This window comes from Aeromicrobium sp., from assembly GCF_047606445.1.
Lineage (GTDB): Bacteria > Actinomycetota > Actinomycetes > Propionibacteriales > Nocardioidaceae > Aeromicrobium.
Genome location: NZ_JASGEK010000062.1, coordinates 102,980 through 124,598 on the forward strand (window position 1 = coordinate 102,980; position 21,619 = coordinate 124,598).

Genomic DNA, 21,619 nt, shown 5'->3' on the forward strand with positions numbered 1-21,619 from the left:
TGGGGGTGGGGCGGCGCGGGCCGGTCGCGGTTAGGCGGAGGGGTCGCCCAGTTGGTTGTTCATCCAGTCGAGCGTCTTCTTGTCGGCTTCGGGCGCTGCTCCACATTCGACCAGATCTCGCAGGATGTCGCGTGCTTCTCGGAGGAGTTCGGTCTTCTGCGTGACCTGCCAGACCCCGTAACACCCGACTGACAGGTTGCGTCGCCAGTCGGTGTTGCCGGGATCGTGGGCGGTGAGCGCGCGTCGGATGTCCAACGACTCGGTGTACACGTCCCGCGCGGTCTGCAGGTCACCGTGTGCCTTCGCGATGTCCCCGACCCTTTCGAGGCTGACCGCCAGGTCACGTCGCCAGTCGGTGTTGCCAGGATCATGCGCGGTGAGCTGACGCGTGATGTCCAACGACTCGATGTACACGTCCCGCGCGGTCTGCAGGTCACCGTGTGCCTTCGCGATGTCCCCGACCTTCACAAGGCTGACCGCCAGGTCGTGCTGCCAGCCGGTGTTGCTCGGATCGACTGTGGTGAGCGCACGCGTGATGTCCAACGACTCGGCGTACACCTCCAGGGCGGCCTCCAGATCACCCCGTGCCCGAGCGACATCCCCGACCCTGTCCAGGCTGACCGTCAGGTCACGCCGCCAGCCGGTGTTGCCCGGATCGGCGGCGGCCAGCGCACGACGGATGTCCAACGACTCGGTGTACAGGTCTTGCGTGGCCTGCAGGTCGCCCCTCGCCTTCGCGATGTTCCCGACCCTGTCGAGGCTGAACGACAAGCCGTGCTGCCAACTGGTGTTGCTCGGATCGGCAGTGGTGAGCGCACGACGGATGTCCAACGACTCGGTGTACAGGTCTTGTGCGGCCTGCAGGTCACCCCTCACCTCCGCGATGTCCCCGACCCTGTCGAGGCTGACCGTCAGGTTGCGTCGCCAGTCGGTGTTGCTCGGATCGACTGTGGTGAGCGCACGCGCGATGTCCAACGACTCGGTGTACAGGTCTTGCGCGGTTTGCAGATCGCCTTGCGCCACCGCGATATCCCCGACCTTGTGCAGGCTGATCGACAGGCTGTGCTGCGAACTGGTGTTGCTCGGATCGACTGTGGAGAGCTGACGCGTGATGTCCAACGACTCGGTGTACACGTCCCGCGCCGTCTGCAGGTCACCGCGTGCCTTCGCGATGTCCCCGACCTTCACGAGGCTGACCGACAGGTCGTGCTGCCAGCCGGTGTTGCTGGGATCACGGGCGACGGCGCGCCGGAATACCTCCTCCAATGCGGAGACGAGGGCGTGTTGCTGATCGAGGAGCAGCCGGCCGATGAACGTGTCGCAGTAGAACACCGCCTTATGCGCCACGTCCATCGAGTGCGGAGAACGGTGGATGAGAAGCTCGGCGAAGGCCCGCAGTTCGTCGGGGTCGGTGATGTCGTCGGCGGTCATTCGTTCGATCGCCCAGGCGTCCAGCCGGTTCGTGTAGTCAGCAGCATCGTCTCCAAGGTCGTCGACGACGTGGGCGGCGATCAACCGGTGGAGACGGGCCAGCGGCGGGGTGTCGCCGGGGGTCAAAAGCTGACGGCCGCGCAAGGTCCGCTGCACGACGGGCCAGCGCTCCCCGCCGGGGTGGGTCTGGTCCAGGTCGTGGGTCAAGTGCTCCAGCCACTCCCACACCACATAGTCGGGTGGCATATGCGCCGCGAACCGCAACGCCGCCAGCGAACGGGGACCCAGCTGTGCCACCGTCTGGTCGAGGATGGCTCCGACGGAGCGGCGTTGCACGACGGTCACGTCGTCGAGGCGGGCGGCGCCGTCACGGCGGAGGTCGGCCAGCAGGTCGGCGGGACGCAGGTCGTCGTTCGCGCCCAAATACACGGCGGCTTGTTTGACCGCGAGAGTGAACGACGAGACCTCCTCGACCAGTTCCTTCGCCTCAGCCTCCGCCTGAGGGTCGATGAAGTCCGGACGCAGCCCGTCGGCGTCACGGGGCGGCTGATGGTCCCGGATCATCTCCACCGCGTCAGCGGGTCGCAGCGGACCAAGCTCGACCACGTCGACCAGCGAGGCCGACCCGACCGCGCTGAGGTCGGAACGGCCCAGACGGGTCGTCGCGACGACGTGCAGCCAGTTCGCCTCTGGCAACACTCGCAACTCCTCGGCCGACAACAACGCCTGCTCGGACACGTTGTCCAACAACAGCAAGGCGGCCGGCTCCACGCCGAGCGGCTTCCCGTGGTCGTCGGTCGGGGGTGTGCGCGCGAGTTCCTTCAGCCTGTCCATCACCAGGTGTGCGCGGACGTCGTCGGGGGTGCCGTCAGGCGGCTCCAACCCGAGGACCTGCGTCAACGACGCCACCACCGAGGTCAGACTCGTCGCGTTCTCGCAGCCGACCTGCCACGTCCCGCCCGGATAGGCGTGGCGGTAGGCGTGCGCGTAGGTCGTGGCCAACTCGGTCTTGCCCATGCCGCCGAAGCCCGACACCACCGTCACCGTCCCCACCCGCGACGCCGTCAGACTGTCCCGCAGCGCCTGCAGCTCGGCCTCACGACCCACGAAATACGGGTCGAACCGGGTCAGATTCCCCGGCGCGTCACTGGACAGCCGGGCGTGCTCCAGACGCTGCCACAACCGTTCGCCCAACGTCGCGACCTGCTCACGCACCACCTGCTCGGCCAACGCCCGTCGCCCATGGGGGAACCAAGGCCGCACATCGGTCAACTGGACCGACTCGACCTCCGCCTTCCACTGCGCCACGTCGGCGGCGTCCGGGTCGCCCAACTCCACGCAGTAGACGCCCGCGATGGAGTCCCCGCCCGTCTGGCGGGCCTGTCTGCGTAGGTACTCGGTCCACTCCCAACGGCAGTACGGGCTCGCCAGATAACTGGGGGACAGGCACACCAGCAGCACCCGCGACTCCCGCAACCCCACCAGGATCCGCTGCCGCCAGTCGTCCATGTCCCGGATGTCCTCACGGTCGAAGAAAATCCTCGGCGACCGGCCGAACCGCTGGAAATCCGCGATGATCGCGTCCCGCAACCCCGACACCCACCCGTCGGCGTCGTCACGCCGCGAATAACTGATGAACACATCGAACACAGGGCGCTCCGATCACCGGCCGAACACTGCCCGTGAGCCTAGTGCCTAGAGCGCCGGTTGTCGTGTCCTCGAATCTGAGGACACGACGGGCGGTTCCGGTGATTGGCGGTCTCTGCCGGGCGACTCTAGAGTGGACGCATGGGACGGATCGAACGGGGCGTGCGCTCGCTGGTGGCGTTCTTCGGGGCGTTCGTATTTTTCGTCGGGACGTGTCTCGCGCTGGCCGCGGTCGGCTCGTTCGTCGGGTACGCGCTGCGGGACGAGCTGCACGAGTTCTGGGTGTGGCTGCCCATCGCGGCGGTCGGTTTCATGGTCGCCGGATGGGTGATCGCGAACCTCTCCGGGCATGGATTGAAGCGGGCCTTCGACTCGTTCCTCCACTTCTTCTGAACGCGCCGTACGACTGCGCGTCCCACCTGACGGTCTTAGGGTGACCTCATGGGACGAATCGAACGGGGCGCGCGCTCCTTCCTGTCATTCATCGGCGCCCTCCTCTTCTTCATCGGGACGTTTGTGGCGCTCGCAGCCGTCGGCACGTTCGCCATGCTTCTGTCGCGCGGTGAGCTGGGGGACTACTGGTGGTGGATGCCGCCGGTCGCCATCGTGTTCATGGTCGCCGGGTGGATCGTCGCGAACATCTCCGGCTACGGCCTGTGGCGGTCGTTCATGAACTTCCTGGAGGACTGACTGTCGTGATGGGCTTCCTGCGTTGGATCGGGCGCGCCGTGCTGAACGTCGTGGCGTTCGTCGGCGCGCTGCTGTTCGTCCTCGGACTGGTGGCGGTGGTCGGCACGGTGTTGGTCGGCGTGGTGCTGACCGTGCTGGGGGAGGACTTCTCCTGGTCGATCCCCGCCGTGTGCGCCGTGTGGTTCTTGGCCGGGTGGCTCCTGGTCAAACTGTCCGGCCGCGACCTCCGCGAGCTGGTCGCCGACCTGTTCAGCGTGTTCGACTGGTGAGCGTCTTCCGGATGTCTTTGAGGAGGAGGACGAGGTGCAGGTCGTCGGTCGGGCTCTGCTCGAACTCTGGGACGAGGTGGAGGTAGAAGTCGCGGGCCGTCGCGGATTCGGCGTGGACGAGGAGCCCGCGGCAACCGATCTCGTCGGAGAGCCCTGCGACGCGGGCGATGACGTCTGTCAGCAGACCCGCTCCCAGTCCGTGGCCTTCATGACGGAGGTCGACGCCGAGCCGGGCGAGTAACGCGACGGGTTGCGGGTAGCGTCCGGCTCCCTGGCGCATCCGGTGGGGCGCGTCGGCGGCGGCGAGACGAGCCATGCACCAGGCGTAGTAGGCCACCACGTGATCGGAATCGTGTTCGGTGACGACGAACGTCTTGGTCGTCCCCATCGACGCCGACTGGCGGGCGAAGCGTCGCAGCCATTGGGTCTGTTCGCCAGAGCCGCACTCGAACCTGTCGACGACATGCGTTGACGTCAACGGGGCAGGCGTCCGATAACTCATTCGCTGAAAGGGGAAGGGCGGCGGAACAACGCCGCGACACCGGGCAATTCACGCGCGGGCCGATCGTTGAGTTCCTCCCACGCGGCCAGGGCGTCATCGTCGAGCTCGAACACGTGCCGGTCGGCCAGCACACGACGAGCGGCGTCCGAGACGTGGGTGACGACGAAGTCCGTCAGATCGGTACCGGACGCGGCGACGGCACGGTCGATGAGCTCGCGTTCCTCGTCGGTGGTGCGTAGCTCCATGCGTCGGTTGCGGCGTCGCGCGATGGTGTCAGCCATGATCCCTCCTGTACGGCCACTGTACGTCCGGGCGGGAGCGGTGACAAGCAGTCGCTGTTCAGCCCGTCGCCAGGCGCATAGGCTGACATCGTGGACCTCCCGATCACACCGCCGCTCGCGCCCATGCTCGCCAAATCCGCCGCGCGGGTGCCGAAGGCCGACGCGGTCGAGGGCGGGTACCTGTACGAGCCCAAGTGGGACGGGTTCCGGTGTCTCGTCTTCTTCGACGGGACGGACGTGGAGCTCATCAGCCGGTCGGGCAAGCCGTTGACGCGGTACTTCCCCGAGATGGTCGTGGCCGTACGCGAGCAGCTGCCGCCGTGCGTGCTGGACGGGGAACTGATCGTCGTCGCGGGGGACCGGTTGGAGTTCGACCTGCTCAGCGCGCGGGTGCATCCGGCCCAATCCCGGATCGACGAACTCGCGGTGACGACACCGGCCAAACTCGTCGGCTTCGACCTGCTCGCCGCCGACGGTGAGTCGCTGCTCGACACACCCCTGCGAGAACGACGCGAACGCCTGGAACGGCTGCTGTCGACCGTCGCACCGCCGATCCACCTCACCCGCGTCACCACCGACGCCGACGTCGCCGCCGAGTGGTTCACCCAGTTCGAGGGCGCCGGACTCGACGGCGTCATCGCCAAACCGCTCGACTCGGCCTACACGCCGGGCGGCCGCACCATGCTCAAGGTCAAACACAAGCGCACCGCCGACGTCGTGGTCGCCGGATACCGCCTCCACAAGAACTCCACGCCCGAGGCGCCGCTGCTCGGCTCGATGCTGCTCGGACTACACGCCTCCGACGGCAGCCTCCATCACGTCGGCGTGTGCGCGTCCTTCACCGCCGCGCGGCGTGCCGAACTGGTTGCGGAGCTGTCCGCCGAGGCCGTCGACCTCGCCGACCATCCGTGGCGCGACCTCGCGATGGGGCAGAACCGCTGGTCGTCCGGCAAAGACCTCTCCTTCACGCCCATCGCGCCCACCCGCGTCGCCGAGGTCGGCTACGAGCACATGGAGGGCCTCGGCGAGGACGCCCGCTTCCGGCACACCGCCCAGTTCAAACGCTGGCGGATCGACCGGGAGCCGGAGTCCTGCACCTACGGGCAACTCGAGGAAGTCGTCGGTTACCGGCTCTCGGACGTGCTGGCATGAGCACCGACCACCACTACGCCGTCAGCACCGCCTGGCTCGGCAACCGGGGCAGCGGCACGAGCGGCTACCGCGACTACGGGCGCGACGTGCTGGTCACCGCCGCCGGCAAACCCGATTCGCGGGATCGGCCGACCGGCCCTTCCGGGGCAGCCCCGACCGGTGGAATCCCGAGGAGTTGCTGCTCGCCGCGCTCAGCCAGTGCCACCTGCTGTCCTACCTGCACTCGGCGGTGAACCACGGGATCGTCGTGGTCGACTACGCCGACGACGCGGCCGGCGTCATGGAGCAGAGCGGCCAGGGCGGACGCTTCACCTCGGTCACGCTGCGTCCCCGCGTCACCATCACCGACCCCGCCCAGATCGAACTCGCCACCGCGATCCACGCCGAGGCGAGCGAGAACTGCTTCATCGCCGCGTCGGTGAACTTCCCCGTGCGGCACGAGCCGGTGGTGGTCAGACCAGTCCCGACTCGTCGGCCAGACGCTTGAGCTGGGCGATGAGGGCGTCGGAGGGCTCCACCTCGTCGGCGCTCAGGCTCTGCCGGATCTCCTCGGGCAGCGTCGCCACCCCGTCGACCCCGAGCGACTTGACCTCCTCGTGCAACGACTCCATGCGGGTGTCGAGCGCGTGGGCGGCGTCGGCGGCCTCGCGCAGCCGCTCGGCGAGGTCGGAGGGGACCGCGCCCCGGTACTTGTAGTGGATCTTGTGCTCGAGGCTGGCCCAGAAGTCCATCGCGATGGTGCGCAACTGCACCTCGACGGCCACTGGCAGCGGCCCCTCGCTCAAGTGGACCGGCACCGAGATGAGCGCGTGCAGGCTGCGATAGCCGTGCGTTTTGGGCGAGGCGATGTAGTCGCGGACCTCGACGACCGTGATATCGCTCTGCGAGGTGAGCAGGTCGAAGACCCGGTACACGTCGGAGACGAAACTGCAGGTGACGCGCACGCCGGCGATGTCGGTGATGGTCTCGCGGATCGACGCGAACGTCGGCTGAGTGCCCTTGCGCTGCATCTTCTCGGCGAGGCTGTCGGCCGACTTGAGCCGCGAGGTGATGTTCTCGATGGGGTTGCTGTCGTGCATGAGCGCGAACTCGTCGCGCAGGATCGTCAGCTTGGTGACGACCTCCTCCATCGCGAAACGGTGCGGCAACATGAATCGCATGAAGTCCTGCCGCAGCGCCCGTACATCGTCGAGACGGACGACGGCGTCCTCGTCGGCGGGCAGGAGGCTCGGCTTCTGGATCTGCACGCCCCCAGGGTAGGCGTCGGCTCCGACCCCCACCCCGGGACGTCGCTCAGGAGGCCGAGGCCGCCATCTGCTCGGCGATGACGCGCAGCGACTCGACCGTGTCGATCTCGTCCTGCTCGGTGCCGTGGCCGCTCAACTTGACGATCACCGTGCGGGCGTCGGGGTCGATGAAGATGTACTGGCCGTAGACGCCGAGCGCGGTGAAGTCGTCGTCGGCGCCCATCGGCGTCCACAGGTTCTCCGAGACGATCTCGGCGAGCGGCTGGTCGTGGATCTCGGTGAGGATCATGCGACAGCATCTGCGTGTCGACGCTGCGGTACTCGCCCTCGCTGCCTGGGGTGAAGGCGACCTCGCGATGGTCGGCGAGGTACCCGGGCAGGTCCTCGCTGATGAACAGCCGCGCCGTGCCGGCGAAGGGCCAGTAGACGTGGTAGTTCTCCGAGACGTCGATGCCCGAGCTCATGTCGAGGAGATGCTCGACGGTGATGCCGTTGTACTCACGGCGGTGCCCACGACGACGAGGGCTTTCCTGACACGGCTCACGGGATGCTCATTTCTCTGCGGAGGAATGATGGATTGCGGTCACCAGGGCGACCGCAATCCATCATTCTTCGTCTGGACCGCATCGTGTCGATCCCCACCAACGCCCAAAATGACGGCATTGCCGCTAGAGTCGCGTCATGGACCGCGATGTGAAGCTGTTGGCCGTCATCCTCGGCGGGGCGGGAGTGCTGCACTTCGTCGCCCCGGAGCCCTACGCCAAGATCGTGCCGAAGCCGCTGCCGTGCAAGAAGGAGCTCGTCTACGCCTCGGGCGTCGTCGAACTCGGCTCCGCGCTCATGCTGACCCGCCCGAAGACCCGTCGCTGGGGCGGCCGGATCGCCGAGGCGCTGCTGGTCGCGGTGTTCCCGGCGAACATCCAGATGGCCGTCGACGTGGTCCGCAGCGAGAAGTCGCCCGCCTGGTACAAGGCCGGGGTCATCGGCCGGCTTCCGCTGCAACTGCCGCTCGTCAAGATAGCCCGCAAGGCGGCGCGCTCCGACGCCTGAGGCCCCCTCGATAGGGTCGGCCCATGCGTATGACCCAGCTCTTCGTCCGCACACTGCGGGAGGCCCCCGCCGACGCCGAGGTCGCCAGCCACCAACTCCTGGTGCGCGCCGGCTATATCCGTCGCGCCGCGCCGGGCGTCTACACCTGGCTGCCGCTCGGACTGAAGGTGCTGGGCAAGGTCGAGGACATCGTCCGCGAGGAGATGGGCAGGATCGGCGCGCAGGAGGTCCGCTTCCCGGCGCTGCTGCCCAAGGAGCCCTACGAGGCGACGAACCGGTGGGAGGAGTACGGGCCCAACCTGTTCCGCCTGCAGGACCGGCGCGGCGTCGACATGCTGCTCGGACCGACGCACGAGGAGATGTTCACGCTCCTCGTCAAGGATCTGTTCTCCTCGCACAAGGACCTCCCGGTCACGCTCTTCCAGATCCAGACGAAGTACCGCGACGAGGCGCGCCCCCGCGCGGGACTGCTGCGCGGCCGTGAGTTCGTCATGAAGGACTCCTACTCCTTCGGCCTGACCGACGACGACCTCGCCGCGGCCTATCAGGCGCACCGCGAGGCCTATGTGCGGCTCTTCGACCGGCTCGGCTTCGACTATGTCGTCGTGAAGGCCGACTCCGGCGCGATGGGCGGCTCGGCCAGCGAGGAGTTCATGGCGATCACGCCGATCGGCGAGGACACCATCGTCCGTTCGCCCGGCGGCTACGCGGCGAACGTCGAGGCCGTCACGACCGTCGTGCCCGAGGCGCGGCCGACCGAGGGACTGCCCGAGGCGCGGGTGCTCGACACCCCCGGCACGCCCACCATCGAGACGCTGGTCGACCACCTCAACGAGCACCACCCGCGCGAGGACCGCCTCTGGACGGCCGCCGACACGCTCAAGAACGTGCTGGTCATGCTGCGCCACCCCGACGGCTCCGCCGAGCCGCTGGCCGTCGGCGTGCCCGGCGACCGGGAGGTCGACCCGAAGCGCCTGGAGACGCAGGTGTCGCCCGCTGAGGTCGAGGCCTTCGACGAGGCCGCCTTCAAGAAGCATCCGGGCCTGGTCAAGGGCTACATCGGCCCCGGCGCGCTGGGCGCCGAGGGCACGACCGGCATCCGCTATCTCGTCGACCCGCGCGTCGTCGAGGGCACCGCGTGGGTGACCGGCGCGAACGAGCCCGGCCGCCATGTGGTCGATCTCGTCATGGGCCGTGACTTCACCGCGGACGGTGTGATCGAGGCGGCCGAGGTGCTGCCCGGCGATCCCGCCCCCGACGGCTCCGGCCCGCTGGAGTTGGCGCGCGGCATGGAGATGGGCCACATCTTCCAGCTCGGCCGCAAGTACGCCGAGGCGTTGGGCCTCAAGGTGCAGGGCGAGGACGGCAAGCTCGCCACCGTCACGATGGGCTCCTACGGCGTCGGCGTCTCGCGCGCCGTCGCGGCCGTCGTGGAGAGCACGCACGACGAGTACGGCCTCGTCTGGCCCGCCGAGCTCGCCCCCTACGACGTCCATGTGGTGCTCGCCGGCAAGGGCGAGGAGTTGGCCGCCGGGGCCGAGCAGGTCGTCGCCGACCTGGAGGCCGCCGGTCTGGAGGTCCTGTTCGACGACCGCCCGAAGGTCTCGCCCGGCGTCAAGTTCAAGGACGCCGAGCTGCTCGGCATGCCCACCATCGTCGTCGTCGGACGCGGCTACGCCGACGGCGTGGTCGAGGTGAAGGACCGCGCCACCGGCGAGCGCCGCGACGTCCCCGTCGCCGAGCTGGTGGGAGAGCTGACCCGCTAGTCGAGGGTGAGCCCCTCCGCCGGGGCGATCCGCGCGGCGCGGCGGGCGGGCAGGACGCAGGCGAGCAGACCGGCGACCACCGCCGCGGCGATCACAGCGGCGAGCGACGCCCAGGGGATCGATACCGGCGCGGTCGGCACGACCTCGCGGATGATCGCGACCGTGCCGAGCCAGCCGTAGAGCACGCCGAGCGCGACCCCGAGCAGCGTGGCCACCAACGCCAGCAGCAGGCCCTCCATCGCGAGCACACGGCGCAGTTGGCGGCGGGTCAGGCCCAGCGCCCGCAGGAGGGCGTGCTCGCGGGCGCGTTCCAGCACTGACAGGCCGACCGTGTTGGCGATGCCGACGAGCGCGATGGCCACGCCGACGCCGAGCAGTCCCAGCACCGTCCAGACGACGATGTCGAGCTGCAGGTCGACCCAGGCGCGGCTCGCGAGCCCGTTCTCGACGTCGAGGTCGTGGGTCCGAGCGAGGGCGCCGAGGTCGGTGTCGAGCTGTTCGCCGTCGGCGTCGTCGGTCGCGCTCACCCAGAGCGCCTGCGTCGTGGGCGCGTCGGCGAGCTGGGCGAGCGTCGACGGCGCGACCACCGCCGCGTCGCCCCACTCGCTCACCACGACCTCCACGCGCAGGGTCGCCGACCGGCCGCCGGACGTCAGGGTCACCTCGTCGGGCGCCTCCTCGTCGGACGAGTAGGCCAGCGGCGCGGGGATCAGCAGCTCGCCGGGGTCGGCGGTCGCGAGGACGTCCGGCGCCAGCACCGCGACCTCGCCCAGTCCGGCGATCTCGACACGGACGCCGGGGACCGACGCCACCTCGGCGACGCCGTCGGTGTCGGCGACCGCGGCGGCCAGGTCGTCCGGGATCGCGCCGGTCAGGGCGACGTCGACCGGATGCTGCAGGTCCATCTCGCCGTTGATCGCCTGACGGCCGCTCGCCATCCCGGTCAACACCGTCACCGCGAGGGTCACGCCGACCAGCAGCGAGGACGCGGTGGTGGCGCTGCGCCGGGGGTTGCGGACCGCGTTCGTCGCCGCGATCCGCGCCGACGGGCCGGTGAAGGCCAGCGTCCGTCCGGCCCCGCGCAGTAACGCGGGCACGAGGATCGGGCCGAGCGCCAGCACGCCGAGGAAGGACAGCACGCCGCCCGCGAGCAGCGCGCTCATCTCCGAGGCGGTCACCGCCACCGCGAAGCTGGCCGCCGACAGCGCGACCAGCAGTCCGCCGAGAGCGAGTCGCACCCGTCCGGCCGTCCTGCCGACACCGGGATCGACCGCCGGACGCAGGGCGTCGAGCGGGGTCAGACGGGTCACCTGGCGGGTCGGCCACCAGGCCGCCACCAGCGTGGTTGTGACGCCGCCGAGGAAAGCGACGATCAGCCAGATCGGCGACCACTCCACCGTCGCGTGCTCGTTCGCGCCGCTGAACGCGCCGATCAGCGCCACCAGGCCGTAGCCGGCGGCCATACCGCCGAGCACGCCGATCAGCGAGGCGACGACGGCCAGCGCTGACGACTCCCGGCGGACCGCCCGCAGCACCTGACGGCGGGTCGCGCCGACGCAGCGCAGCAGCGCGAGGTCGCGGGACCGTTGGGCGAACAGGATCGTGAAGGTGTTGCCGATGACGAGCACCGAGACGAAGGCCGCGATCACCGCGAACAACAGCAACAGGGAGCCGAGGATGTCGACGCCCTGGTTGGCCGCGACCACCTGCGCGGCGGTGAAGTCGTCGATCGAGCGCACCTCGACGTCGGTCGCGGCCCGCAGCTGCTCGGCGCGCGTCTCGACCTCCGCGCCGCCCACGTCGTAGAGGACCGTGGCGTAGTAGGCGAACGGGTCGCCCAACGTCTGGAAGGTCGACCACGGCACGTAGACCGACGCCCCCGCGAAGCCGAGCGACGGTGTCAACCCGACGACCTCCACCTCCACGTCACCCGAGCCGATCAGCAGCGTGTCGCCGACGGACACGCCCTCCTTGGCGGCGGTGTTCTCACTGACCAGCGCTTCGTTGGGAGCGGTGGGAGCGCGTCCGGAGGCGATCTCCTGGCGCAGCAGGGCGGGGGAGTCCGCGACCGTGCCGACGGGCGTCTCCTCGCCGAGCCGGTGGTCGCCCACGGTCACCTGATGCCACGACATCGCCACGACGGAGGCCTCGTCGCCGTGCTCGGCGGCGATGTCGAGCGCGGCGGTCACGGACTCCTCGCTGAGCCCGTAGTCGTCGCCCACGGCCAGGTCGCCGATCGACAGCGCGCCCTCGATGCCGGCCGAGATGCCGTTCTTGGCGGCCGAGGTGAGCGCGTTGGTGACCACGACGAAGCCGACGGTGATGGTCACCGCCAGCACGGCGGCGACATAGCGGCGGGCGTAACGGTGCAGCGAGGCCAGCAGGACGGTCCTCATCGGGCCGACTCCTGACGGCGGCCGTCCACGAGCGTCACGATGTCGTCGGCGTAGGCGGCCGACTCGGCCTCGTGGGTGACCATGACGACCGTGCGGCCCAGCTCGCGCACGCCTCGGCGCAGGAAGGACAGGATCTCGGCCGACGCGGCGCTGTCGAGGTTGCCGGTCGGCTCGTCGGCGAAGATCACCTGCGTGTCGCCGAGCAGCGCCCGCGCGATGGCGACGCGCTGCTGCTGCCCGCCGGACAGCTCGCCAGGCCGATGGGCGAGACGGGAAGCGAGGCCCAACACGCCCACCACCTCGTCGAAACGAGCCCGCGACGCCGGGTCGGGCTTGCGTCCGGCCAACTCGAACGGCAGCCAGATGTTCTGCTCGGCGGTCAGCATCGGCAGCAGGTTGAACGCCTGGAACACGAAGCCGAGACGGTCACGGCGGAACCGTGTCAGGTCGTCGTCGGAGAGCGTGTCGAGACGCACGCCGTCGACCGTGACCTCGCCGCCGGACGGCCGGTCGAGTCCGGCCAGGCAGTGCATGAGCGTGGACTTGCCCGACCCCGACGGGCCCATGATCGCGGTGAGCCGCCCGGCGGGCAGGTCGAGGTCGACGCCGTCGAGGGCGTTCACGGCGGTGTCGCCGGAGCCGTAGGTCTTGACCAGGCCGCGCGCCGAGGCGGCCAGCGTGGGGGAGGGGAGCTGATTCGTCATGGCGGCGACGCTAGAGGGTTCTTTCCGACGTTGCGTCATGCTAGGGTCCTAAATGATGAGTCATCCTCTGGCATGACGCTCATCGCCTTTTATTTGATAGGCAGACAGTTGTGCTGACTTCTTTCGATGTTCTAGGTCAGGGGTTGTGATGAATTTGAATTTCGTTAGAATTTTGACATTCCTGCTCCTTCCCGTGTTTGTTTCGGCGTGCGGAGGCTCTGAATTATCTTCTGAAAATAAAAACTCCCCTACCGGTGGTGGCGCTGCTGACACGGTAGATAAGTCTCCTGTGGAGATATTCTGTGATACTCATGATGAGTATAAGGATCGTTATCTAGAAGCGGTAGAGGCATCAAGATCTCAGGGGGGCTTGGTCGGACTTCTGGGGACGGCGTCTGCGATTGGTGATCTCAGTTTGATGTGGCAGGAGCTGGCTGAGGTGGCACCGGGTGAGATATCTGCTGATGTAGAGCGGGTCCGTGATGGTTGGGCGGCGCAAGAAGAGAACGCGATCTCGGGGGACCTTTCCGCTGGTCTGGCAACGGCTATATTTTATTCTGGATCTATGGGGAGAATTGATTTATACATAAGGCAAAATGGTGATAATACGGAAGCTCTCCCGAATAATCCAGTTACTCCGGGTCTGATTTTTCTCGACCTGTCGACTTCCTCCGCTAATTTATATATCGTAGACCCTGAGGAAGGGACGGTGACGCCGGGCCCGTCTTTCGCCATCACAGAGACGGCGGCTCCCCTAGTCATGTATGCGATCAAGAATGCAGAGTCATCTGTTTCTTATCGTTCTTTGTTCTCGCCTGATTATTCTTTGATGGCCGCTTCGGGATATCCGGAAGAAGGCAGCCTGAATAAAACTCCTGTCGGCTGGATTGACTCGCAAGGGAATTTTACCAATGTTTCGGTGACTACGGGACCAGAGGAGTCATTCTCGTCAACGTATTCTGATAGCTTGCCAGCTTTCGACCCTAGCGGTAATTTCTGGTTTGGCCGTGAAACTTCAAATGATTCTTTGTGGGTAGAAGCTCTCCAGCCGTACCGACACGATCCAAGGTTCGGTGAAACCGTTTCTGTGGGTCCGCCTGTCAATCCGGCCTACACGATTGTCCCGGGGGGTGAGCCGTTGGAGAACGGTTATTACCCATTCTTTGCCGAGTCGTTTGATGGTGAGATGGGCTGTTGGGGTGCGAATAGTGTTAGGAACGGTGTCTGCGTGGGCGGCGGTGATGGTGAATTACCTCTTTGCGAAATTTATTCAATCAATGAGGACACGTCGAAGTTCATAGCGCCTACTGGGCGAACGGCAAGCTGTCCGTCAATTGTGCCAGAAACCGACCTGGGTGTGAGGAGGCCGGTGCTGAGCCCGGATTCGAAGCAGGTTGCTTTTACGACTGAACAGCCTAATAACGAAAGCGAGCAGCGGCTTTTCAGAGTGTCAGCTAAGGGTGGCCAGCCTGTTCTCGTTGAGACATCGCAGCCAATTTTGGATTCGTATATTCTTATCGACTGGCATGGTTGATCCTTATGGTTTTGGCTGCATGTTCTATCGGGAATTTCGAAGAGTGCGTTGAGGTAGATCTGTCGTGAAAGCAGCGAATCGAATTGGTTACATCAGTAGGTGCGGCGTGCCAGTCGGGTAGAATGGGTACGAGTCACGGTAGATGAGGCGGTATTTGATGTTCGCCCATCCGCTCAGTTTCCACCGGCTGCACGTTTGTAACCGGACCGTGGTCGACAAATTCTTGTCACGGTGTTAGTGCTTGGGCGGCCTACGAGAGTTGCGTCGGCCAGGGAACTCGACGGAGGGTGGGGTGTCCTGGAGGTTTCTGGCCGATTGTGGGGAATACGACACTAAATGATCTCTCATGGGCCGATGGCCCTGAGGTACCGTCGGCTGCCCCCAGAGTCACTAGCAGCAAGAAAGAATGCCTACGAGATGGAGCTGGCTGAGTCGTGGAATGGACGAACTCCCGGCACAACCTTGGGTTTAAGAAACTCAGCTGTTGCGCCGAAATACAAGTCCGAGTCGCCCAAAGCGTTCACGGTCCTTACAGGCACCATGATCACCATTTACAGGCTGATGTGACAAAATTGGGTCCTCGGGACCCCTCAATTGCTAGACTTGATATGTTCTGCAAGGGGCTCGATCGATATTTCCCGTGCTTGACTGACTGGCTCACGATTCTCGTAGTTCCCGTCGTGATCAAAGACGATGTATTCTGCTGATTCTGCGTCGGAATAGTCTGGTCCTTCAAAGTAGATGACATGAATCTGAGAAGGAGTGTGTGCGACGTAGGCCGCACGGTCAGCAGGGATTCCTACAAAGTGATTTGGCCCGTCGGATTCTGTGTAGATAACGCCTTCGAATACCAGCTTGTTGTAAGTAATTTCTTCATCGCGATTTCGTGGACTGCGCCACTCCGCCTTATTTTTGTTTGCGATAATGATATGTTGAATCCTGCCGGTGGGCTCTAGGTGACGCATCGAGCCGTCGTGACGATAGGATATGTGTTTTGCCGTCTCGGTGTAGTCGGCTTCTTCCAGGAATATGATATCGACTTGTGTATTGGATGTGCTTGAGACATAGAACTCAACGCCGTCTGGAATGCACTCCAGATAGTTCTCTCCGGAACTACTGGATTTGTACGGCCCCTGATAAGAGGACCCTCTAAAGATGAGGCTTTCCCTCTCGGGGCCATCTCCGAATCTCCAAAGTGCCGAGTGGTGATGCCGTGGTGTGATCGGAACTGAGGCGGGGCTACTCATTGAAAGGTTGAGGTCTTCCCCGGTAAGTTCTTCGATTTCTGGATCATGCTCGTACATCAAATACTTGAAATGATCTTCTTGGAAAAAATTCGGCGTGTCAAACCAAAGGACGTGAAGTTGTCCAGGAGTTCTCGTGGTATATATAATTTTTCCTGTCGGAACGCCGTTCAATTGATAAGGCCCAGAGTCCGCTGTGTCGCTTGGCCCTTCGAAGGATAATCCCTTGTACATGATCTTGGCATCATCCTCCCAGTAAGGATTTTCTTCAGAAAGCGCGTCTCGCTCCCATTTGGGGGAATTTTCATCGACAAAACTGGACTCTACGCAAGAATTCTCCTCCTTGTATTCCGTTAATCCTTTATACTCGAGAAGGTCGTAATTGAAAATTAGAAAGGTGATTAAGAGTGAGATGCCTGCTGATGTTGCGGCGGCGGTAACGAGCGTCGTAGCGCTGTGCTTCATGTGGCAAATTTCTTGGATCGGTTTGCTGATGGCTAAGAGCAATATTTCTGATTTGGTTTGAAGAGCATAATGATATTCACGTGAATTTTCCCATGCTTTCATTCTAGCGTTGCTAGAACTCACGGTCAAGGTTGTTGAGCAAGCAGGTTGCTGTGTTCTGTATGTAGCTAAAGTGTTTGGGGTTGCGTTGGTTTCACCGCTTGGTGGCTGATTCGTCATGGCCGCGACGCTACGGACCGGCCGCCTCGATTCCATCCGCCTGAGAAGTGATCTCGGGCGTCATCCTCCGGTCTGACCCAGGCCCGTCTCGAAGGCCAGCAAGACGAGTTGGACGCGGTCGCGTGAGCCGGTTTTGGCGAGCAGGCGGCTCACGTGGGTCTTGACCGTGGCCTCGGAGACGACGAGCGTTCGCGCGATCTCGGTGTTCGTCAGGCCGCGGGCGATGAGGGTCAGCACCTCCCGCTCGCGGTCGGTGACCTCTCCGAGACGGCGTAGCGCCTCCGGTGAGGTTGAGGTCGGGGCCGCGGGCGCCCGGACGAAGCGCTCCAGCAGACGCCGGGTGGTCGACGGGGCGACCACCGCGTCCCCGGCGTGCGCCGCGCGGATCGCTCCGAGCAGGTCGGGCGGCGTGGCGTCCTTGAGCAGGAAGGCCGACGCGCCCGCCTGGAGCGCGGCGAAGGCGTACTCGTCGAGGTCGAAAGTGGTCAGCACGACGACCTTCGGACGACCGTCGCCCGGAGCGATCCGTCGGGTCGCCTCCACGCCGTCCATGCGGGGCATGCGCACGTCCATCAGCACGACGTCCGCCGCGACCGACGCCAGCAGGTCCACCGCCTCCACGCCGTCGCCGGCCTCGCCGACGACCTCCATGTCGGACTGGCTGTCGACGAGCATGCGAAAGCCCGCCCGCACCATGTGCTGGTCGTCGACGATCACCACGCGGATCGGAGGCGCGACGCTCATAGCGGAAGCCTCGCACGGACCCGCCAGCCGCCGCCGGGGCGCGGTCCGGCCTCCAGCGTCCCGTCACGGGCCTCGACCCGTTCGCGCATGCCGACCAGGCCGAGTCCGGGTGGGGCGGAACTGGCCGTGCCGTGGCCGTCGTCGGCGACCTCCACGACGACGGCCCCGGGCTCGACGGTCAGCGCGACGCTCGCCTCGGCCCGTGGTCCGGCGTGCTTGCGGACGTTCGTCAGCGACTCCTGGACGACGCGGTAGAGCGTCAGGCCGACGCCGGGCACCACCTCCGGCAGCGGCTCGGGCAGGTCGGTCGTGACTGGCTGGGGCTGCGCGGCGAGAAGGGCGGGAAGGTCGGTCAGACCGGGCTGCGGAGCGGTCCCGGCCTCCTCCGTCCCGCGCAGCAGGCCCAACAGCCGGCGCATCTCGCCCAGCGCCTCCCGCCCGGTCGTGGCGATGGTCTCCAAGGCGCCCACGGCGACGTCGGGGTCGCGCTCGGCGGCGTAGCGCGCGCCGTCGGCCTGCACGACCATCACCGACAGGCCGTGCGCGACGACGTCGTGCATCTCCCGGGCGACCCGGGCGCGCTCCTGCGCTGCGGTCATCAGCGCGTGCTCCACCAGCGTCCGCTCGTAGGCCTCCCTGATCCGTCGCTGCGCGCCGAGGGCCCACGCGCTCACCGTGATCGCCCCAGTGGTCAGCACCAGGGGGGTGATGTCGGACCAGGCGACCTCGGTGCGGTACGCGTCGGGCACGTCCTCGTTGAACGTGTGGGTCCAGACCCACGACGACACGAGCGTCGCCATCAGCCCGACCCCGAGCGCCGCCCTCCCGGCGGGCGCCGTGGCGAAACGGGCCACCGAGTAGAGCGCGACCGGGAAGGCCGCCTGCCCCCAGATCGGGATGTCCACGACGAGGATCTGCGCCGCGCTGCTCGCCGCCACCACGGCGAAGGCCGCGACCGGACGGGAGCGTCGCCAGAACAGCGGCGCGGTCTGGGTCAGGGAGAAGACCAGCTCCCACACGCCGAGCTCGATCATCACCAGCGAGCCGAGGGTGAGCGATCCCGCGAGCGTCAGGTCGAACAGCCTGGTCGCGCGCGGTCCGAGACGCCAGGGGCGACGCGGCGGGGCGGAGGTCATGACGCGAGCCTAGAGGCCCTCGTCACGAGAGTCGTCAGCCTCAGGGATGACGTCAGTCGAGGCCGGGGAAGGCCGCCGGCGCGCCGCCCCAGGCCACTCGGGCGGCCTCCAACTCGGCGAGCCGGTCGATGGCGGCGGCGCGCTCCTCGCCGGTCGTCTCCCCGAGCAGCGTCGCCCAGGCGGCGGCCAGCCGGGCCTCGACGTCCTGGGCGCGCAGCCGCGCGGCCTGCTCGTCGGCGAGCGTGGCCGGCTCGTACCCGGCACGCGGCTGCGGCGGGTCGTCGAGCTCGGCCAGCAGCCGGTCGCGCTCGGCGCGGTGGTCGCGGAACGACTCGTAGGCGGCGTCGTTCAGCGCGGCGAAGGCCCCGCCGATCAGCCCGTAGGTCCAGACGGCCTCGTGCTCCAACTCCAGCACGCGGGCGAGGCCGCCCGGCTCCTGCTCGTCGTCGGTCATGCCACCGCTCCTGACGCGAGGAGCCGCAGGGAGGCGGCCATGCTGCCCAGCGTGCGGGCCAGGTCGGGGGAGAGCGCCTCGACGGCCTGCTCGCTCCGGGTCGTGGCGGCGGAGGCCAGCTCGGCGCGCAGGATCATGGGGCTGGCCGCCGGGGGCTCGGTACTGGGCGTCGTGCCGCCGAGCGCCTCCCACTGCTCGGCGAGCAGTGCGGCCATCGTCGCCGACACGCCGGTGGCCAGTGCCACCAGCCGTGCCTGGTCGTCGGTGGCGGCCCGCAGCAGCGCCGTGTCGGAGGCCTGCGGCTGCGGCACGGGGTCGAGGCCGACGCCGCGCGCGAGGTCGTCGAGCTTGCCCGCGGCGGCCACGCCTCCGAACGACGCGAGTGCGACTGCGGCCACGCCGCCGATCACGAAGGTCCGTCGGCTCGTCACGCAGGCAGACTAGCCGACTCCCGACCGGTAAGGTGGGTGCAGCCCGCTGGGCTCGCTGTCGACAACTGAATCAGGAGGACGTCGGATGGAGGACCGGATCGACGCTGTGGTGCGTGAGATCGTCGAGGAGGGCCACGGTCTCGACCTCGACGACCTGACCCTCGGCGGAGGCAAGCGGCGACTGCTCCGCATCGTCGTCGACGCCGACGGCGGTGTCGGCTCCGACGACCTCGGCTCCCTGTCGCGGGAGATATCCCAGGCGCTCGACGTCGACCCCGCCGCGCAGAAGGCGCTCGGCCAGGGGCCGTACACCTTGGAGGTCACCTCTCGCGGCGTCGACCGCCCGCTGACCCTCCCGCGCCACTGGCGGCGCAATATCGGACGTCTCGTCGCCGTCGCCGGCGTCGACGAGCGCAAGACCACCGGGCGGATCGCCGCCGCCGACGACGACATCGTGACCCTTGAGGTCGACGGCGAGGAACACGCCCTGCCGCTCGCCGACATCGCCACCGCCTTCGTGCGGGTCGAGTTGAATCGAAAGGACCGCTGACGTGGACATCGACATGACCGCCCTCCGGGCGTTGGAACGCGAGAAGGACATCTCCTTCGACGTCGTCGTGGAGGCCATCGAGCAGGCCCTGCTCTCGGCCTACCACAAGACGCCGGGCGCCCTGCCGAACGCGCGGGTCAGCCTCGACCGCACGAGTGGCCATGTGGCCGTGATGGCGCGCGAGCGGCTGCCGCAGGAGGCCCGGCCCGCCCCCGAGGGCGAGGACGGCGAGCCCGCGCCGATCCGGCTCAGCGAGGAGTTCGACCACACGCCCGACGACTTCGGCCGCACCGCCGCCGCCATCGCCCGGCAGGTCATCGTGCAGCGCATCCGCGAGGCCACCGACGACAACACCTTCGGCGAGTTCTCGGGCAAGGTCGGCGACATCGTCTCCGGCGTCATCCAACAGGGCCGCGTGCCCGGCGACGTGCTCATCGACCTCGGCAAGCTTGAAGCCTTGCTGCCGGCCGCCGAGCGGGTCGCCGATGAGAAGTACGCCCACGGCGAGCGCATCAAGGCCTACGTCTACGAGGTCGAGCGCGGCCCGCGCGGCCCCCGGGTCAAGGTCAGCCGCACCCACCCGAACCTCGTCCGGCTGCTGTTCGCGCTGGAGGCGCCGGAGATCGCCGACGGCTCGGTGGAGATCGCCGCCATCGCCCGCGAGGCCGGCCACCGCACGAAGATCGCCGTCCGCGCCACGAAGCCGGGCGTCAACGCCAAGGGCGCCTGCATCGGCCCGATGGGCGCGCGGGTGCGCAACGTCATGCACGAGCTGCACGGCGAGAAGATCGACATCGTCGACTACAGCGACGAACCCGCCGAGTTCATCGGCTACGCGCTGTCCCCGGCCCGCGTGTCCAAGGTCACGGTCGTCGACGCCGCGGCCCGCTCCGCCCGCGTGATCGTCCCGGACTTCCAGCTCTCGCTGGCCATCGGCAAGGAGGGCCAGAACGCCCGTCTGGCCGCGAAACTGACCGGCTGGCGCATCGACATCCGCTCCGACACCGAGCCGGGGGAGGAGACGTCATCGACGCGGGGGTAGAATCGACGACGGTCTGGCGCACGTGTGTCGGTTGCCGAGCGCGCGCGCCCCAGGCCACCTTGGTCCGAGTCGTCGCGGTGCCGGCCGATCCCCTCACGGTGATCACCCCCGATCCACGGCGCTCGATGCCGGGGCGAGGTGCCTATGTGCATCCCGACCCGGCGTGCCTGGACCTGGCGCGGCGTCGCAAGGCGTTCGGCCGGGCACTCCGTGTGGAGGGTCCGCTCGACCTCGGCCTGATCGACGAGCTCTCGCCGGGGCCGGAGACCACCACCTGACCAGAGGGGCGCACGCCCCACGACCGGAAGCGGAGCAACCAGCTCATGAGAACTCGATGAGTACGTTCCGATGAGCCTGCACGTCAAACTGGTCTGATCCCTACTTCATGGGGTCGGGCCCCATGAAGGAGAACAGTGGCTGTCAGAGTCCACGAGCTCGCCCGTGAGCTCGGTGTGGAGAGCAAAGTTATCCTGTCCACGTTGAAGGACATGGGTGAATATGTGAAGTCGGCGTCGTCGAGCGTCGAGGCGCCCGTCGTGCGCCGCCTCAAGGAGGAGCACGGCGACGCGCTGCGCGCGCGAGGCACGGCGAAGAAGGGCGGGGCGAAGAAGCCCGCCGCCCCCGCGCCCGCCGCGCCGACCCCCGCCGCCGAGACGAAGGCGGCC

24 protein-coding genes are annotated in these 21,619 nt (G+C 67.0%); 12 read left to right on the forward strand and 12 right to left on the reverse strand.

Annotation, left to right across the window (positions count from 1 at the left end):
- Positions 1–30: 30 nt before the first annotated feature.
- Complete coding sequence (locus QM621_RS11745) at positions 31–3,081, reverse strand: TIR domain-containing protein (RefSeq protein ID WP_414990569.1); 3,051 nt, start codon at positions 3,079–3,081, stop codon at positions 31–33.
- A 138-nt stretch (positions 3,082–3,219) separates the two neighbouring features.
- On the opposite strand from QM621_RS11745, the gene QM621_RS11750 reads away from it, so the two are divergent.
- From QM621_RS11750 to QM621_RS11760, 3 genes are read left to right on the forward strand one after another with little or no spacing between them, the layout of a single operon-like run.
- Complete coding sequence (locus QM621_RS11750; RefSeq protein WP_414990570.1) at positions 3,220–3,471, forward strand: hypothetical protein; 252 nt, start codon at positions 3,220–3,222, stop codon at positions 3,469–3,471.
- Between the two features lie 48 nt (positions 3,472–3,519).
- Positions 3,520–3,768, forward strand: a complete 249-nt coding sequence (locus QM621_RS11755; protein WP_414990571.1) for a hypothetical protein — start codon at positions 3,520–3,522, stop codon at positions 3,766–3,768.
- 8 nt (positions 3,769–3,776) lie between these two features.
- Positions 3,777–4,037 (forward strand): hypothetical protein, encoded by a 261-nt coding sequence (locus QM621_RS11760; RefSeq protein ID WP_414990572.1) that lies wholly within the window; start codon positions 3,777–3,779, stop codon positions 4,035–4,037.
- Here the strand turns inward: QM621_RS11760 and QM621_RS11765 are convergent.
- On the reverse strand, positions 4,018–4,425 hold the full coding sequence (locus tag QM621_RS11765; protein ID WP_414990573.1) for a GNAT family N-acetyltransferase: 408 nt from the start codon (positions 4,423–4,425) through the stop codon (positions 4,018–4,020). The genes QM621_RS11760 and QM621_RS11765 overlap by 20 nt on opposite strands.
- A 110-nt stretch (positions 4,426–4,535) precedes the next feature.
- Complete coding sequence (locus QM621_RS11770; RefSeq protein ID WP_414990574.1) at positions 4,536–4,820, reverse strand: DUF1778 domain-containing protein; 285 nt, start codon at positions 4,818–4,820, stop codon at positions 4,536–4,538.
- 90 nt (positions 4,821–4,910) lie between these two features.
- Between QM621_RS11770 and QM621_RS11775 the strand changes: the two genes are divergently transcribed.
- Together QM621_RS11775 and QM621_RS11780 are read left to right on the forward strand one after the other, a co-directional pair.
- Complete coding sequence (locus QM621_RS11775; RefSeq protein WP_414990575.1) at positions 4,911–5,972, forward strand: ATP-dependent DNA ligase; 1,062 nt, start codon at positions 4,911–4,913, stop codon at positions 5,970–5,972.
- A gap of 175 nt (positions 5,973–6,147) precedes the next feature.
- Positions 6,148–6,459 (forward strand): OsmC family protein, encoded by a 312-nt coding sequence (locus tag QM621_RS11780; RefSeq protein ID WP_414990576.1) that lies wholly within the window; start codon positions 6,148–6,150, stop codon positions 6,457–6,459.
- On the opposite strand, the gene QM621_RS11785 is transcribed toward QM621_RS11780, so the two are convergent.
- Positions 6,425–7,219, reverse strand: coding sequence for a GTP pyrophosphokinase (locus QM621_RS11785; protein ID WP_414990577.1), 795 nt, complete (start codon positions 7,217–7,219; stop codon positions 6,425–6,427). The two genes, QM621_RS11780 and QM621_RS11785, sit on opposite strands and share 35 nt — an antisense overlap.
- 46 nt (positions 7,220–7,265) lie before the next feature.
- The gene (locus QM621_RS11790; protein WP_414990578.1) at positions 7,266–7,508 is read right to left on the reverse strand and encodes a hypothetical protein; all 243 of its coding nucleotides are present in this window, start codon (positions 7,506–7,508) and stop codon (positions 7,266–7,268) included.
- 392 nt (positions 7,509–7,900) lie between these two features.
- Between QM621_RS11790 and QM621_RS11795 the strand changes: the two genes are divergently transcribed.
- Positions 7,901–8,269: a hypothetical protein gene (locus QM621_RS11795; protein WP_414990579.1), complete on the forward strand. Its 369-nt coding sequence runs from the start codon at positions 7,901–7,903 to the stop codon at positions 8,267–8,269.
- Between the two features lie 23 nt (positions 8,270–8,292).
- Positions 8,293–10,035: a proline--tRNA ligase gene (locus tag QM621_RS11800; protein WP_414990580.1), complete on the forward strand. Its 1,743-nt coding sequence runs from the start codon at positions 8,293–8,295 to the stop codon at positions 10,033–10,035.
- Here the strand turns inward: QM621_RS11800 and QM621_RS11805 are convergent.
- A complete protein-coding gene (locus tag QM621_RS11805) occupies positions 10,032–12,431 on the reverse strand; it encodes an ABC transporter permease (RefSeq protein ID WP_414990581.1) in 2,400 nt (799 codons plus the stop codon). The two genes, QM621_RS11800 and QM621_RS11805, sit on opposite strands and share 4 nt — an antisense overlap.
- Positions 12,428–13,135: an ABC transporter ATP-binding protein gene (locus QM621_RS11810; protein WP_414990582.1), complete on the reverse strand. Its 708-nt coding sequence runs from the start codon at positions 13,133–13,135 to the stop codon at positions 12,428–12,430. Before QM621_RS11810 ends, QM621_RS11805 begins: the two co-directional genes overlap by 4 nt.
- A 148-nt stretch (positions 13,136–13,283) precedes the next feature.
- Between QM621_RS11810 and QM621_RS11815 the strand changes: the two genes are divergently transcribed.
- Positions 13,284–14,669, forward strand: coding sequence for a hypothetical protein (locus tag QM621_RS11815; RefSeq protein ID WP_414990583.1), 1,386 nt, complete (start codon positions 13,284–13,286; stop codon positions 14,667–14,669).
- Positions 14,670–15,259: 590 nt separating this feature from the next.
- Here QM621_RS11815 and QM621_RS11820 read toward each other — a convergent pair.
- Genes QM621_RS11820 through QM621_RS11840 form a run of 5 tightly spaced genes read right to left on the reverse strand, consistent with a single transcriptional unit; the run spans position 15,260 to position 19,362 of the window.
- Positions 15,260–16,597: a hypothetical protein gene (locus tag QM621_RS11820; protein ID WP_414990584.1), complete on the reverse strand. Its 1,338-nt coding sequence runs from the start codon at positions 16,595–16,597 to the stop codon at positions 15,260–15,262.
- 60 nt (positions 16,598–16,657) lie between these two features.
- On the reverse strand, positions 16,658–17,341 hold the full coding sequence (locus QM621_RS11825; RefSeq protein ID WP_414990585.1) for a response regulator: 684 nt from the start codon (positions 17,339–17,341) through the stop codon (positions 16,658–16,660).
- Positions 17,338–18,477: a sensor histidine kinase gene (locus tag QM621_RS11830; protein WP_414990586.1), complete on the reverse strand. Its 1,140-nt coding sequence runs from the start codon at positions 18,475–18,477 to the stop codon at positions 17,338–17,340. The genes QM621_RS11825 and QM621_RS11830 overlap by 4 nt, the downstream gene beginning before the upstream one ends.
- A gap of 52 nt (positions 18,478–18,529) precedes the next feature.
- The gene (locus QM621_RS11835) at positions 18,530–18,931 is read right to left on the reverse strand and encodes a DUF4439 domain-containing protein (RefSeq protein ID WP_414990587.1); all 402 of its coding nucleotides are present in this window, start codon (positions 18,929–18,931) and stop codon (positions 18,530–18,532) included.
- Entirely contained in the window at positions 18,928–19,362 is a 435-nt protein-coding gene (locus tag QM621_RS11840) for a hypothetical protein (RefSeq protein ID WP_414990588.1), read from the reverse strand. The genes QM621_RS11835 and QM621_RS11840 overlap by 4 nt, the downstream gene beginning before the upstream one ends.
- A gap of 85 nt (positions 19,363–19,447) precedes the next feature.
- Here QM621_RS11840 and rimP point away from each other — a divergent pair, with 85 nt between their 5' ends.
- The 4 genes from rimP to QM621_RS11860 form a co-directional block, all read left to right on the forward strand.
- The gene (rimP, locus tag QM621_RS11845; RefSeq protein ID WP_414990589.1) at positions 19,448–19,912 is read left to right on the forward strand and encodes a ribosome maturation factor RimP; all 465 of its coding nucleotides are present in this window, start codon (positions 19,448–19,450) and stop codon (positions 19,910–19,912) included.
- 1 nt (position 19,913) lies between these two features.
- Positions 19,914–20,954, forward strand: coding sequence for a transcription termination factor NusA (gene nusA, locus QM621_RS11850; protein WP_414990590.1), 1,041 nt, complete (start codon positions 19,914–19,916; stop codon positions 20,952–20,954).
- Complete coding sequence (locus QM621_RS11855; protein ID WP_414990594.1) at positions 20,939–21,232, forward strand: YlxR family protein; 294 nt, start codon at positions 20,939–20,941, stop codon at positions 21,230–21,232. Before nusA ends, QM621_RS11855 begins: the two co-directional genes overlap by 16 nt.
- 174 nt (positions 21,233–21,406) lie before the next feature.
- Positions 21,407–21,619, forward strand: a 213-nt coding sequence (locus QM621_RS11860) for a hypothetical protein (RefSeq protein WP_414990595.1), incomplete at its 3' end; no start/stop codon positions are given.